The organism is Nitrosospira sp. Nsp18 (assembly GCF_900103145.1).
Lineage (GTDB): Bacteria > Pseudomonadota > Gammaproteobacteria > Burkholderiales > Nitrosomonadaceae > Nitrosospira.
In genome coordinates this window covers 17,295-31,974 of the sequence record NZ_FMWY01000023.1, presented here as the reverse complement: position 1 = coordinate 31,974, position 14,680 = coordinate 17,295, and the positions used below count along the sequence as shown (strand labels likewise).

Below are 14,680 nucleotides of genomic sequence, written 5' to 3'. Positions count from 1 at the left end.
GAGATCTCCTGGCTGGCAGAGCGAGACTACTTGCGTAACGCAATCGAGACTACATCTCGTGTGGTGGCCCCAGTATAGAGCTGACGTGGTCGCCCTATTTTATAGTCCGGATCGGAAATCATTTCGTTCCACTGGGCAATCCAGCCTACCGTGCGTGCCATGGTAAAAATGGCAGTGAACATGGAGACTGGAATTCCCAAAGCACGCTGCACAATGCCGGAGTAAAAATCAACATTGGGATAAAGTTTCTTGGAGATGAAATATTCGTCCTCAAGCGCAATTTTCTCCAGTTTCAGCGCCAGCTTGAACAAACGATCGTCGTGCAGCCCCAGTTCGCTCAGCACTTCATGGCAGGTTTCGCGCATCAGCTTGGCGCGGGGATCAAAATTTTTGTATACACGGTGGCCGAAGCCCACCAGCCTGAAACTGTCATTTTTGTCTTTAGCGCGCTCGATGTACTCGCCGATGCGCGAGTCGTCCCCAATTTCCTCCAGCATGTTCAGGCAGGCTTCGTTTGCTCCACCATGTGCAGGTCCCCATAAGCAGGCGATACCGGCGGAGATGCAGGCAAATGGATTGGCGCCGCTGGAGCCGGCGAGCCGCACGGTGGAAGTGGAAGCGTTCTGCTCGTGATCGGCATGCAGGATCAAAATACGATCCAGCGCTCGCGCAAGCACCGGGTTGGGCTTATATTCCTCGGCGGGCGTGGCGAACATCATGTGCATGAAGTTTTCCGCATAGCTAAGATCGTTGCGCGGATATACGAAAGGCTGGCCGATATTATATTTATAGGTCATTGCCGTAATGGTAGGTAGCTTTGCTACCAGCCGGAAGGCCGACAGTTCACGGTGGTTGGCATCGGAAATATCCATTGCGTCATGATAAAACGCCGACAATGCGCCGACTACTCCGACCATCACCGCCATGGGATGGGCATCACGGCGAAAACCGGTAAAAAAGCGCGCGAGTTGCTCATGCACCATCGTATGATCTTTGATGGTCTTGACGAACGCGGACTTCTGACTTCTGGTCGGCAGTTCTCCATTCATCAGCAAATGGCACACTTCCATGAAATCACATCGCTTGGCCAATTGCTCGATCGGGTAGCCCCGATAAAGCAGAATGCCCTTATCGCCATCAATGAAAGTTATTTTGGAACTGCAACTGGCGGTGGACAGGAAGCCGGGGTCGTAGGTGAATACCCCGCTCTTGGCATGCAGAGTACGAATGTCCACCACATCCGGGCCCATACTGCCGGCCATGATAGGAAATTCAGCCGGATGATTGCCGTTATCCAGATTGAGAGTCGCTATATGTTTTTGCTCCATGTCGTTCCCCCCTTATTTTCTTTCCAGCAAAAAAAGCCGCGATGATGCAATTAAACCTAAATCCGGTGGTTGGGCAGGGTGGAGTGTGTTCAATCCACCCCGTAGCCAACTCACCAGAAAGGTGAAGGCCAAGTGATAAAAAAAGTCGTTATGGATCATAACGCTAAACTGAAAAATAAGCGATCAACTGCCGGATTTAGATTAAATAGTCCGCAAGAGATGCAATACGGGTTGCAGTCTCATATCCTCCGCTTCTTTTTTTAGCGCGATCATATCCCACAAGTCATTATCAGGAAGATCCAGCAATATTTCAAATTGCCGGAGCTCGGCTTCATCCAGTTTAACGTAATACGCATCCATAAACCGTTGCAGCACGATATCCAGTTCCAGCAGGCCACGACGGCAACGCCATCGGGCACGCTCCAGTTTCCTCATACCGTTCTTTTAACCATCATATCTTTGATCCGTCCGATGGCGCTGGTGGGATTCAATTCCTTGGGGCATACATCGACGCAGTTCATGATGGAATGGCAGCGGAACAGGCGGTAGGGGTCTTCCAGATAATCCAGGCGCTCGGCTGTGGCCTGGTCGCGGCTGTCGGCGAGAAAGCGATATGCCTGCAACAGTCCGGCTGGGCCCACGAATTTATCAGGATTCCACCAGAATGAAGGACATGCAGTGGAGCAGCATGCGCAGAGTATGCATTCGTATAGTCCATCCAGCTTTGCCCGGTCTTCAGGCGATTGCAACCGCTCGGTTTCCGGGGGGGGGTCATTGTTGATGAGGTAAGGCTTGATCGAATGATATTGCTGGAAAAATTGCGTCATATCCACGATCAGGTCGCGTATCACGGGAAGCCCGGGCAATGGCCGCAGTTCCACGGGCTCTTTCAACCCGGCTACTGGAGTAATGCACGCCAATCCGTTGCGTCCGTTGATATTCATTCCATCCGATCCGCATACCCCTTCACGGCAGGAACGCCGCAGGCTCAAGCTGTCATCCACGGTTTTTATTCGGATGAGCGCGTCCAGCAGCATCCTGTCCGCCGGTTCCAGCGCGATGTCATAGTCCTGCATATAAGGTTTTTCGTCCTTGTCGGGATCGAAGCGAAAAATGGAGAATTTCATAGTCTGTTAACCTTTCAGCGGATGTAAGAAGATATCGGACGCTACTCTTGCGATACGCAAGGGATAACACATAGACGTTTCCTCATCAAGCACCCGTGATAGAAAAACGCAAACAACCGACCAGCCGGAAAGACATTTGAGACTGGCCGGTCAATCTTTACTCGACAGGAATGACCTGTTTTGCATCCCAAATCTTGCTGGCATATTGCATGATGGTATGGTCACTGGAAAATTTACCCATGTTGGCAATATTCAGAATTGCCTTTCGTATCCACTCGTCCTGATTCTGGTATGCGATCGCAACCTTTTCCTGGCAAGCGATGTAAGAGGCATAATCCGCCAACAGCATGTACTTGTCGCCGCCCTGCAAGAGAGAATCTACAATAGGTTTAAAGCGGCCCGGCTCACTTATGGAAAAAAAGCCCGAAGCGATCATATCCAGCGCCCTCCGCAATTCCGCGTTATCGTGATAAAAATCCCACGGACGATAACCCTTTACTTTCGCCTCGGCGACCTCCGCCGCCGTGAGGCCAAATATGAATATGTTGTCCTCCCCGACTTCGTTGCGGATTTCGATATTTGCGCCATCCAGGGTGCCGATGGTGAGTGCGCCATTCAATGCCAGCTTCATGTTCCCGGTACCGGAAGCCTCTGTACCTGCTGTTGAAATCTGCTCGGAAAGGTCTGCCGCCGGAATCATTTCTTCCGCGGTCGATACATCGTAATTGGGTATGAATACCACTTTCAGACGGCCGGCTACCTTTGGATCATTATTGACGATATCCGCGATGTCGTTGATAAGCTTGATTATGAGCTTGGCCGTGGCGTAGCCGGGCGCCGCCTTGCCACCAAAAATTACGGTACGCGGGACATAGTGGGCATCTGGATCCTCACGAAGGCGGTTATATAGTGTGACAATATGCAGCACGTTGAGAAGTTGCCGCTTATATTCATGAATACGTTTGATCTGGACGTCGAACAGCGAATCTGCGCTGACATCAATGTTGTGCTTTTGCTTCAGCATAGTGACGAATCGCTCCTTGTCCGCGCGCTTCACGGCAGCGAACTCCTCGCGGAAAGAAGCCTCATCGGCAAGCGGAATCAGATTTTTCAACTGACTCAAGTTCTTGACCCAGCCAGCGCCGATGCGTGAAGTAATAAGTTCAGCCAAGCGTCGATTAGCCTGATTCAGCCAGCGGCGCGGCGTAATACCGTTGGTGATATTGATGATCTTGCCGGGAAAAAACCTGTCGAAATCCGCAAATATGGTCTGCTTCATCAGTTCGGTATGAATTTGTGCTACCCCGTTCACTTTATGGCTACCTATAATGGCAAGATGTGCCATGCGGACCCGCCTGCCTCCTTCCTCATCAATGATGGACATGCGACGCAGTATTTCGGTATCGCCAGGATATCGGTGCATCACATCTTTCAGAAAGCGGCGATTGATTTCGTAGATGATTTGCATATGGCGCGGCAGGACATTCTCGAACAGGGTGACCGCCCACGTTTCGAGTGCCTCGGGCATCAGCGTATGGTTGGTATAGGCGAAAGTGCGGATCGTGATATCCCACGCTTTGTCCCAGTCGAGACGGTGCAAATCCACCAATATGCGCATCAGCTCCGGAATGGCGATGGCGGGATGCGTATCATTCAGCTGGATCGCGACTTTATCCGGAAGGGCATCGAAATTGGTCTGGTACTTGTTATAGCGATAGAGGATGTCATGCAGTGAAGCGCATACGAAGAAGTATTGCTGTTTCAGGCGCAGTTCGCGCCCCATTGCCGTGGTATCGTCGGGATAGAGTACTTTGGACAAGTTTTCGGAATCGTTCTTATCCTCCACCGCTTTGACATAATTGCCCTCGTTGAAGTAGCGTAATTCGAAATCGCGCGTGGCTTTCGCAGCCCATAAACGCATGTTGTTGACAGTGTGGGTGCCATAGCCGGGGATAGGGGTATCAAATGCCATCGCCATTACGTCATCGGTATCGATCCAGTGATAGCGCGCTACACCATTCTCATCTTCATATTGAACCACACGACCGTGAAATTTGACCTGATGCAACACCTCGGCGCGGGGGAACTCCCAGGGGTTGCCGTAGCGTAACCAGTTATCCGGATGCTCCACCTGCCTGCCGTCTTCGATACGCTGGGCAAACATGCCGTATTCGTAGCGAATGCCATAGCCGTAACCCGGGAGGCTGAGTGTCGCCATGGAATCGAGGAAGCAGGCAGCGAGACGTCCCAGGCCGCCATTTCCCAACGCGGCATCCGGCTCTATTTCACGTACTTTGTCCAAGTCGATCCCCAAATCATTGCACGCCTCCCGGAATTGCTGATCAAAACCGAGATTATGTACGCTATTCATCAGGGTGCGCCCCATCAGGAACTCCAGGGAAAAGTAATAGACACGCTTGGCGTCATTGATGTAATAGCTGCGCATGGTCTCCATCCAGCGGTCGATCAGGCGGTTGCGCACCATATAGGCCGCAGCAAAGAATCTGTCGCGATTGGTAGCGGTAATGGTGTCTTTGCCTACCGAATAGGTCAGGCCGTTGGAAAGAGAGTGTTTGATCGAATCCGTGTCGAAACCAACTTTTTCATGGTCAAAAATGGAAAGCTTTAAGGGATTATTCATGATTTATCCTGTTGGATTTACGATAAATACAAAGATGTCCATTAGAAGATACTGCTCTCATAAAACAGTTACAGCAGCATCAATAAGCTTGCAAATCAGCGCCTTCGGGGTCCAGGGAATGGCGCCAAAACTGATCATCACTATCAAATAGGCGATAGGTACCTCGTGGCCCCCAACTGCCGGCATGATAACCGTTGATGAAATCGCGCTCCATCGCCCATACCTTGATAATGGGATCGACTGCGCGCCAAGCCCATTCCACCTCATCAATACGAAGAAATAATGAATGATCGCCCTGCATCACGTCCAGCAGCAAGCCCTCGTAGGCGTCATGTTCCTGTTCGCTTTCCTTGCGGTATGTGGCATCCAGGCTGATGGTGCGAGTCGTCAGATCAAATCCTGGCACTTTGACCTGAAGTTCCATTTTCAAGGAGTCATTGGGCTGAATTCCCAGCATGATCCAATTTGGGCGTGATGACTCGTGATGCTCCTGGTGCATTCGACGCAGTAAATCCTGAGGCGGCCTCTTGAAGCGGATACAAATTGCGGAACTGTTTTCCGCCATGCGTTTGCCGGTACGCAGATAAAACGGCACGCCAGCCCAACGCCAATTGTCGATGAACAGCTTCAGTGCCGCATAAGTTTCCGTGGCGCTGTCCGGCGCCACGCCGGGTTCGTCCACATAGGCGGGAACGGGCTTGCCATCAATAATGCCGTTGGTATATTGGCCGCGAAAGGCATGGGCGTGTACCGAATTTTGCGTGATCGGCCGTATTGCTTGCAGCACTTTTACTTTTTCGTCCCGCAGGTGTTCCGCAGCCAAAGTTACCGGTGGTTCCATCGCCACCAGGGCGAGCAACTGCATCAGATGGCTCTGGATCATGTCGCGCAGCGCCCCGGCACCCTCGTAATAGTCGGCGCGCCCGGCAATGCCCTGGGTTTCCGAATGCGTAATTTGCACATGGTCAATATAATGATTGTTCCATATCGGCTCCAGCAATATGTTAGCGAAGCGAAATACTATTACGTTTTGCACCGTACCCTTGCCCAGGTAGTGGTCGATGCGATAAATTTGCGGTTCATTCAAATGCCGGTACAGGCTTCCCTGCAAAGTCTGTGCACTCAGCAAGTCATAGCCGAAAGGTTTTTCAATTACCACGCGGCACCAGCCCCTCTGTTGATTAAGCAACCCTATCACGCCGAGCTTGTCGATAATCGCCGGAAAAGCCGAAGGTCGAACGGCCATGTAAAACACGGTGTTAGGTGGAAAGCCGGGGGTTTCTTCCAATACTTGCTTTAATCTGAGATAAGCATCGCCGTTGCCCGGGGGGTTGGCATGGTAATGCAAGCGGGCACTAAAACGCTCGAAGGCCTGCTCATCAATGCCATCAGCAAATTTGGACCGAAGCATCTTCGATACCTCCGCGATCCACTGACCATTGCTCCATGGTTCAAGGCTACAACCCAGTATCGCCATTTTTTCCGGCAAACGCCCGGCTACGTCCAGTCGAAACAGCGCAGGAATCAATTTGAGCCGCGACAGGTTCCCGCTCGCTCCGAAGATCACCAAGACGCAAGGTTCAATAGTTTTCATTCTGTTATTCCCTCTTGTTTTATCGCTGGCGCCGAAGCGGTGCAAATTCTGAAAACATGACTGGCGACAGCCATGACCATTTTTGTCTTATCTGGCCATTCTTAAATGCCCCATCTATACCCGGTTTTCGTTTGACATGGGACGCTCTTGACTTTCGTTATTGCAATTTTTGATGCGTTTAAAACAGTTGATGCTTAATTAAAATTTGTGGTTGTTTGTTTTCGTTAGTAGATTCTTGCCTTCGGCGGGAACGAATCCACGGTCAACGGCTTCAACCGGACCGGCTTGTAATCCAGCCGGCGGCCTGCGCTGAAATACAACGTATGCTTGAGCCATTTGTCGTCATCCCGGTTGGGAAAATCATCGCGCGCATGGGCGCCGCGGCTTTCAGTGCGCGCTTCCGCCGAAATCATGCTGGCCAGGGCTACTTCCACTAAATTGTCGAGCTCCAGCGCTTCTACCCGCGCGGTATTGAATACCCTGCTTTTGTCCCTGATCTCAGTGTGCCCGGCGCGCTTGGCCACTTCTTCGATCTTTTCCACTCCTTGCCTGAGCATGTCCGGGAAACGGAATACGCCGCAATGTGCCTGCATGGTCTTGCGTAAATCGTCGCTTACTTGCGCCACATTCTCACCATCCTTCTGGTTGTTCAGGCGGTCAAGGCGCGTGAGCGCTTTGTCGGCGGCATCGGCAGGCAGTTGTTTGTGATGCGGATGCCTGTTCAAATCCTCGATGATCTCATTGCCCGCGGCACGGCCGAAAACGATGATATCGAGTAGCGAATTGGTTCCAAGGCGATTGGCGCCGTGTACGGATACACAAGCGCATTCCCCCACGGCATAAAACCCCTGCACGACTTCCTCGGGTCCGGTTTTATACGGCGCAACCACCTGTCCATAAAGATTGGTGGGAATGCCTCCCATCATATAGTGCGCGGTAGGCACCACTGGGATCGGATCACGGATCGGGTCTGTATGGGCAAATTTCATGGCGATTTCACGAATGCCTGGCAGTCGCGCCTTGATCACATCCGCACCGAGATGATCGAGTTTCAGCAGCAGATGGTCGGCATCCCTGCCGCAGCCGCGGCCTTCTTTTATTTCCATGGTCAGCGCACGCGATACCACATCCCTGCTGGCCAGGTCTTTAGCGTGAGGCGCGTAGCGTTCCATAAAGCGCTCGCCATTTTTATTGAGCAAATAGCCGCCTTCGCCGCGCACCGCTTCGCTGATAAGTATGCCGACTCCATACACGCCAGTAGGATGAAACTGCCAGAATTCCATATCCTGCAGGGGGATGCCGGCACGTACTGCCATGCCGAGACCATCGCCTGTATTGATCAATGCATTAGTGCTGGCGCTGAATATGCGAGCGCCGCCACCGGTCGCGAATAGCGTCGCCCTTGCTTGCAGGAGCATGACTTCACCGGTTTCGATGTCCAGCGCTGCCACGCCGCACACATCCCCTTCTTCATCACGAATCAGATCCAGCCCCATCCATTCAACAAAAAACTGGGTGTTGGCCTGTACATTGCGCTGATATAACGTATGCAGCATGGCGTGGCCGGTGCGATCCGCCACGGCGCACGAGCGCGTTGCCTGTGCGCCGCCGAAATTCTGTGATTGGCCGCCAAAGGGACGCTGGTAAATTTTTCCGCTCTCCAGGCGATCGAACGGCATGCCGAAATGCTCCAGCTCATACACAACTTCGCTGGCTTGGCGGCACATGAATTCGATAGCGTCCTGATCGCCGAGATAATCCGAGCCTTTCACGGTATCGTACATATGCCAATGCCAGTTATCCTCCGTGACATTTCCGAGCGCCGCGGCAATACCACCCTGCGCAGAAACCGTGTGGGAACGGGTGGGGAAAACCTTGGATAGCACGGCTACCTTGAGTCCCGCCTCGGACAATTGTAATGCCGCACGCATACCGGCGCCCCCGGCGCCCACGATTACCGCGTCGAATTTTCGTTTACTCGTCGTCATGCCATCTCCAAGGCCCACAAAATTTCCGCAGACCAGATCGTATAAAATATCAGGGACAGGATGACCAGTATCTGTAGCGTCAGGCGAATGCCGGTAGGGTGAACATAATCCATCAGGATATTGCGCATCCCGATCCATGCATGCCAGAAGAGGCTGACAAGAAACAGGAAGGAGGCGGTCCGCATCCACCGATTACTGAATATTGCTTTCCAGGACGCCTCATCATGTGGCGGCGAAATCATAAATATTGCCGCAAGTAAAAGAGTAAAGACAATCATGACCACTGCGGTGATGCGCTGAGCCAGCCAGTCACGCAGACCGTAATGAGCGCCGGTTATGACACGCTTTACCATATCCATGCCCCCATCAGTAGCGTGAGAATGATCCCTATGGCCAGCACTATCTTGCTGGTGAGGCGCGCCTGCTCCAGCTTGCCGCCATAATGCAGATCCAGCGCCAGATAGCGAATGCCGGCACAAAAATGATGCAGGAAAAACCACAAAAAAAGTGTTAACGCCACCTTGAAAAGCGGGTTTGTCAGAAACGATTGGAATTGAGCGTAGCCTTGTGGTGAGTTTAATATCAGGTCAAGGCCGCAAAGGAGAAGCGGAATGCCGGGAAAGAACAGCAGCGCTCCGCTCAAGCGATGCAGGATCGAGATGATGGCAGGAAGCGGCTGCCTGATTTCCAGCAGATTAAGATACTTGGGACGTTTTCCCTGCAATTTTTGCTCTCCCGTAACATCGGATTCTGCATCCACGGATTAGTGTAGACCGTTATATCGAGCGGCACAACCTAAGCCTCTTCATAAATAATCCCTAAAAAAAATAAGGCATTACATTCGAATTCAGCCTAAAGGAATCCCCAACGAATTTGAATTGGCAGCAGCGCCCAATATTTTTCCAAGCGGAATTATTTGATGTATTAAAAAGATTCTTTTTTTAAATCCTTCGCATCGAGCAGGATGCTTGAGCATAAAAATGCGAATATGACGGCAAGCGCATGCTCTCCGGTGATGCCTAAATTTCGAAACTGAGCACGTTAGACAAGCATGCCGGATGCGTGGTAAATTCCAGAAAATTTCTTGTCCCGGCAACTCACCTACAGGAGTGCAGGAATGGATCATCCTATTCGCGTGGCGATCACGGGTGCAGCCGGCCAGATCGGTTACAGTCTGCTGTTTCGCATCGCTGCGGGAGACATGCTTGGCAAGGACCAGCCTGTCATCCTGCAATTGCTGGACATACCGCCATCATTGCCTGCGCTCAAGGGGGTCGTAATGGAGCTCGATGATTGCGCATTCCCGCTGCTGGCCGGCGTAACCATCACCGATGATCCCAAATCCGCTTTCCGCGACGCCGACATCGCAATGCTCGTGGGTGCGCGTCCACGCAGCAAGGGCATGGAGCGTAAAGATTTGCTGGAAGCAAATGGCGCCATATTCATCGGACAGGGCAGGGCGCTGAATGAAGTTGCCAGCCGCGACGTGAAAGTTCTGATCGTGGGCAATCCTTGCAATACCAACGCCTACATCGCCATGAAAAACGCGCCTGACCTGAAGCCGGCCAATTTTTCTTCAATGATGAGGCTGGATCATAATCGCGCCTTATCACAAATTGCCAACAAACTTAGACAATCGGTTGGCAGCGTAAGAAAAATGATCGTCTGGGGTAACCATTCCGCTACCCAATATCCCGACTTGAATCATGTCGAGGTTGGCGGCGATAAGGCCACTTCCCTCATCGACGACCCTGCCTGGGTAGAAGATTATTTTATCCCTACCGTGCAGCACCGTGGTACGGAGGTCATCGAGGCGCGTGGCATGTCGAGCGCAGCAAGCGCCGCTAATGCCGCCGTCGATCATATCCGTGATTGGGTTTTCGGCACGCCAGAAAATGACTGGGTATCCATGGGCATCCCTTCCGACGGCAGCTATGGGATTCCTGATGGCGTTATGTATGGTTTTCCAGTGGTCTGCAAGAAGGGGGCCTACCATATCGTTCCTGATCTGGAGATCACCGAATTCAGCAAGGAAAAAATGCAGGCCACCTATCAGGAACTGTTGGATGAGCGAGATTCAGTGAAGCATTCGCTCGGATAATTCCAGTTGATTTTTCAGCTTTTATGATCATCTCCGCTGGTTCCCGTTTTCGCGCCGCGCTTGCCGAGGAGAAGCCTCTGCAGGTTGCGGGTTGCATCAATGCGTATGCGGCGCGCCTGGCCGCCGGTACCGGGTTCAAAGCGCTTTATCTTTCCGGCGGCGGCGTGGCGGCGGCGTCGCTGGGTGTACCCGATCTTGCCATTTCGACGCTGGACGATGTGCTGATCGATGTACGCCGCATCACGGATATTACCGATGTGCCGCTACTGGTGGATGCGGATACTGGCTTCGGTGGCGTTCTCAATGTCGCCCGCGCGGTGAAATCAATGGTTAAAGCCGGCGCAGCGGCGATGCATATCGAAGATCAGGTCGAGGCCAAGCGTTGCGGCCATCTTCCGGGCAAGATGATCGTCAGCGAGGCGCAAATGGTGGACCGTATCAAGGCTGCGGTAGATGCCAGGACCGATCCCGAGTTTGTCATTATGGCGCGCACGGATGCACTGGCGGTCGAAGGTCTGCAATCTGCCATGGACAGGGCCTGCGCTTGTGTGGAAGCGGGCGCGGATATGATCTTTCCGGAAGCCGTGATTGAATTGGACACCTACCGCCGATTCGCCGCAGTTGTGAGAGTGCCGGTCCTGGCGAACATAACCGAGTTTGGCGCGACGCCTCTTTATACGGTGGAGGAATTGGCCAAGGCAGACGTTTCCCTGGTGCTTTATCCGCTATCCGCGTTTCGTGCCATGAGCGCCGCTGCCCTGAACGTGTACCGGGCAATACGCAACGAAGGCACCCAAAAGAAGACGATTGACGCCATGCAGACTCGCGCCGAGCTATATCACTTTCTCGATTACCACGCCTACGAGGAGAAACTGAACAACATGTTTTCCGAATCCAGAAAGCCTGAAAATGAGTAAGACCACCGGAAGTGCTCCTTTCAGAAGCAAGAAATCCGTGGTGTTGTCAGGTGTGATAGCGGGAAATACCGCCATCTGTAGCGTCGGCAGAACCGGCAACGACCTGCATTATCGCGGTTATGACATTCTCGACATGGCCGACAGCTGTGAATTCGAAGAGATTGCCTATCTGCTGGTGCATGAGAAGTTGCCCACGCTGGGCGAACTGGCCGCGTATAAGGAGAAACTCAAAAGCCTGCGTGATCTGCCCGCCGGCGTTAAAACCATTCTGGAAGCGATCCCGGCAACTGCTCATCCGATGGATGTGATGCGTACCGGCGTGTCCGCATTAGGCACGGTATTGCCGGAGGCGGAGAAACATACCGTCGAAGGCGCGCGCGACCTGGCGGACAGGCTTCTGGCCTGCCTCGGCTCAATCTTGCTTTACTGGTACCACTACTCCCACAATAATCGCCGCATAGAATTGGCAGCTGATGAGGATTCCATAGGTGGACATTTCCTGCGTCTGCTGCACGGCAAACCACCGCCTCAGTCGTGGGTGAAGGCCATGCATGCTTCGCTGGTGCTGTACGCCGAGCACGAGTTCAACGCTTCCACTTTTGCTGCTCGCGTGATTGCCGGCACGGGGTCCGATTTTTACTCGGCAATCACCGGCGCTATTGGCGCGTTGCGCGGCCCCAAGCATGGCGGCGCTAATGAGGTCGCATTCGATATCCAGACGCGCTATGCCAGTCCGGATGAGGCCGAGGCGGATGTCCGCCGCCGTGTAGCCGATAAGGAAATCATCATTGGCTTCGGCCACCCCGTGTATACAAGTGGTGACCCGCGTAACAGGATCATCCGGGAGGTTGCGAGGAAACTTTCAGTAGAAGCGGGCGATACGGAAATGTTCAGTATCGCCGAGAGATTGGAAACGGTAATGTGGGATATAAAGAAAATGTTCCCCAATCTCGACTGGTTCTCCGCCGTTGGCTATCACATGATGGGTGTACCGACAGCGATGTTCACACCGCTATTTGCGATTGCACGAACCAGCGGCTGGGCCGCGCACATCGTCGAGCAGCGGGTGGACAACAAGATTATTCGGCCTTCTGCGAATTACATCGGGCCGGAGGAGCGGGAGTTTGTGCCGATTTCGGTGCGGGCTTAGAACTAGCTTAATTACCAGGATCATAAAAATATTTTGGTACCCATTAATCGCTCATGGGGAATGAGAGCTTCGCAACTGAAAGACTATAGCCTCTGGATTAAGAATGAGTACTGCAGTAAAACCTAAGCAATAAAGGTGCGGCAAACAAGGAATGCAGTAACTTCTACAATAACTTGAATGGATGCTTCTTGCTTCCATTGCAGGAAGACCACGTCCTTCCCATCACTCATTTATCCAGCGTTTAAATAGTTTAGAAAAGACCTTGGATTTCAATTAGCGGGAAAGAATACTTACTGTTAGATGATAGGTTTTATAATATGACCCGTTCTTCCGATAAATAATCATGTCATTGCAGGCCTCCAATATTCGCCCCCAACCCGATCAAGTGCTGGTGGACATCGCGAATTACGTTGTTGATCGCCATATCCCAAGCACTCTTGCTTACGATACCGCGCGTCACTGCCTGATGGATTCGCTGGGTTGTGCGATGGAATCGCTTACTTACCCGGCTTGCACCAAACTGCTGGGGCCGCTCATTTCCGGAACCACGGTGCCGGACGGAGCAAGAGTTCCCGGTACCCGATTCCAGCTCGATCCGGTACAGGCGGCCTTCAATATTGGCACGATGATCCGCTGGCTCGATTTCAACGATACCTGGCTGGCCGCGGAATGGGGTCATCCGTCGGATAATCTGGGCGGCATACTTGCCATTGCGGACTGGTGTTCGCGCAAGGCTGTCGCCAGGGGAGGGAAACCGTTCACCATGCGCGACGTGCTGACGGCGATGATCAAGGCTCATGAAATTCAGGGCTGCCTCGCGTTGGAGAACAGTTTCAACAAGGTTGGACTGGATCATGTGGTGCTGGTGAAAGTGGCATCTGTCGCGGTCGTGACGCATCTGCTTGGCGGGAGCCGCGACCAGACCGTAGACGCACTTTCACAGGCCTGGGTGGATGGGCAGTCGCTGCGCACTTATCGCCATGCCCCCAATACCGGGTCGCGCAAATCCTGGGCGGCGGGCGATGCTACCAGTCGAGCCGTCTGGCTAGCGCTGATTACTCTTAGAGGAGAAATGGGCTACCCTTCGGCACTCACGGCCAGGACCTGGGGGTTTTACGATGTATTGTTCAAGGGGCAATCGTTCAAATTCCCGAGGCCGGTCAAACAGTGGGGTTCGTATGTCATGGAAAACGTATTGTTCAAGATTTCCTTCCCCGCCGAATTCCATTCCCAGACAGCGGCAGAATGCGCGATGCAACTGCACGGCCTTGTGAGGGAGCGGATCGCTGATATCAAGAGAATCATAATCCGCACTCACGAGGCTGCGACTCGCATCATCGACAAGAAAGGGCCGCTCAGCAATCCTGCGGACCGCGATCATTGCATTCAGTACATCGCTGCGGTGCCGCTTATTTTTGGAAGACTTACCGCTGCCGATTATGAGGATGATGTTGCTGCCGATCCCCGAATCGATGAATTACGCGAAAAAATGGTGTGTGTCGAGGATCCGCAATTTACGAGGGACTATTACGATCCTGAAAAGCGCGCTATCTCCAACGGCCTGACGGTGGAATTCAAAGACGGCAGCAAACTGGATGAAGTTGTGGTGGAATATCCCATTGGTCATCGGTTTCGCCGCAACGAAGGCATCCCGCTACTTGAAGAAAAATTCAAAATCAACCTTGCGCGCCGTTTCCAGGCAAAGCAACAAAAGGCAATCATTGACCTCTGCCTCGACCAAAGGAAGCTGGAAGCAACACCGGTCAATGAATTTGTCGATATGTTTGTGGTTTAGCCCGAGATTTTCCTTCAGGGAATGGTGCAAGGGCAAGCA

At 52.7% G+C, this 14,680-nt stretch carries 12 protein-coding genes; 4 read left to right on the top strand and 8 right to left on the bottom strand.

The genetic code is table 11. The features are described 5' to 3' along the window. Nucleotides 1-26: 26 nt before the first annotated feature. From gltA to sdhC, 8 genes are all read right to left on the bottom strand, one after another. The gene (gltA, locus tag BLS94_RS10645) at nt 27-1,328 is read right to left on the bottom strand and encodes a citrate synthase (protein WP_072767878.1); all 1,302 of its coding nucleotides are present in this window, start codon (nt 1,326-1,328) and stop codon (nt 27-29) included. Between the two features lie 201 nt (nt 1,329-1,529). Continuing rightward, nucleotides 1,530-1,763, bottom strand: a complete 234-nt coding sequence (locus BLS94_RS10640) for an FAD assembly factor SdhE (protein WP_072767879.1) — start codon at nt 1,761-1,763, stop codon at nt 1,530-1,532. After that, nucleotides 1,760-2,455, bottom strand: a complete 696-nt coding sequence (locus BLS94_RS10635; protein WP_090960738.1) for a succinate dehydrogenase iron-sulfur subunit — start codon at nt 2,453-2,455, stop codon at nt 1,760-1,762. Before BLS94_RS10635 ends, BLS94_RS10640 begins: the two co-directional genes overlap by 4 nt. Nucleotides 2,456-2,612: 157 nt before the next feature. After that, nucleotides 2,613-5,096 carry a glycogen/starch/alpha-glucan phosphorylase gene (locus tag BLS94_RS10630; protein WP_090960735.1) on the bottom strand — a complete coding sequence of 828 codons (2,484 nt, stop codon included), beginning with the start codon at nt 5,094-5,096 and terminating at the stop codon, nt 2,613-2,615. Nucleotides 5,097-5,175: 79 nt separating this feature from the next. After that, nucleotides 5,176-6,690, bottom strand: a complete 1,515-nt coding sequence (gene zwf / locus BLS94_RS10625) for a glucose-6-phosphate dehydrogenase (RefSeq protein ID WP_072767882.1) — start codon at nt 6,688-6,690, stop codon at nt 5,176-5,178. 224 nt (nt 6,691-6,914) lie between these two features. Next, the gene (gene sdhA / locus BLS94_RS10620) at nt 6,915-8,678 is read right to left on the bottom strand and encodes a succinate dehydrogenase flavoprotein subunit (protein ID WP_090960732.1); all 1,764 of its coding nucleotides are present in this window, start codon (nt 8,676-8,678) and stop codon (nt 6,915-6,917) included. Further along, a complete protein-coding gene (gene sdhD, locus BLS94_RS10615) occupies nt 8,675-9,031 on the bottom strand; it encodes a succinate dehydrogenase, hydrophobic membrane anchor protein (RefSeq protein WP_090960804.1) in 357 nt (118 codons plus the stop codon). The genes sdhA and sdhD overlap by 4 nt, the downstream gene beginning before the upstream one ends. Beyond that, the gene (gene sdhC / locus BLS94_RS10610; RefSeq protein WP_256325392.1) at nt 9,025-9,438 is read right to left on the bottom strand and encodes a succinate dehydrogenase, cytochrome b556 subunit; all 414 of its coding nucleotides are present in this window, start codon (nt 9,436-9,438) and stop codon (nt 9,025-9,027) included. The genes sdhD and sdhC overlap by 7 nt, the downstream gene beginning before the upstream one ends. Before the next feature lie 357 nt (nt 9,439-9,795). Here sdhC and BLS94_RS10605 point away from each other — a divergent pair, with 357 nt between their 5' ends. From BLS94_RS10605 to BLS94_RS10590, 4 genes are all read left to right on the top strand, one after another. Next, nucleotides 9,796-10,779, top strand: coding sequence for a malate dehydrogenase (locus BLS94_RS10605; protein WP_090960727.1), 984 nt, complete (start codon nt 9,796-9,798; stop codon nt 10,777-10,779). Between the two features lie 23 nt (nt 10,780-10,802). Next, complete coding sequence (gene prpB, locus BLS94_RS10600; protein ID WP_090960724.1) at nt 10,803-11,696, top strand: methylisocitrate lyase; 894 nt, start codon at nt 10,803-10,805, stop codon at nt 11,694-11,696. Next, a complete protein-coding gene (gene prpC, locus BLS94_RS10595) occupies nt 11,689-12,846 on the top strand; it encodes a bifunctional 2-methylcitrate synthase/citrate synthase (RefSeq protein ID WP_090960722.1) in 1,158 nt (385 codons plus the stop codon). The genes prpB and prpC overlap by 8 nt, the downstream gene beginning before the upstream one ends. Before the next feature lie 343 nt (nt 12,847-13,189). Further along, nucleotides 13,190-14,641 (top strand): bifunctional 2-methylcitrate dehydratase/aconitate hydratase, encoded by a 1,452-nt coding sequence (locus BLS94_RS10590; protein WP_090960719.1) that lies wholly within the window; start codon nt 13,190-13,192, stop codon nt 14,639-14,641. Nucleotides 14,642-14,680: the final 39 nt, after the last annotated feature.